This is a genomic window from Gilvimarinus sp. 1_MG-2023 (assembly GCF_030548285.1).
Genome location: NZ_JAUOSC010001112.1, coordinates 1 through 265, shown reverse-complemented (window position 1 = coordinate 265; position 265 = coordinate 1). Strand labels below are relative to the sequence as shown.

Annotated in this window: 1 protein-coding gene; it reads left to right on the top strand. The window is 54.7% G+C overall.

All coding sequences use genetic code 11. The features are described 5' to 3' along the window. On the top strand, positions 1 to 265 hold a 265-nt coding region (locus tag Q4563_RS20305), incomplete at both ends, for a hypothetical protein (RefSeq protein ID WP_303605800.1).

The following is a 265-nucleotide window of genomic DNA, read 5'->3' as shown; positions in this document are numbered from 1 at the left end:
CCCCAAGCAGGCGATTTATGCCTTTCGGGGAGCGGATATTTTTACCTATATCGGAGCCCGGCGGGCGATGAAGCCAGAGCGTATTTTTACCCTGGATACCAACTGGCGCAGCCACAGCGATCTGGTGGCCGATGTGAATGATCTGTTTGCACAGCATCCGGCCCCGTTTGTATTTGATGAGGATATTCCGTTTCATCCCGTCAAGGCCGCTGGTAAGGCGGATGATCGACCGTTGCGATTGATGTTGTCTGGCGCGGCTCAATCG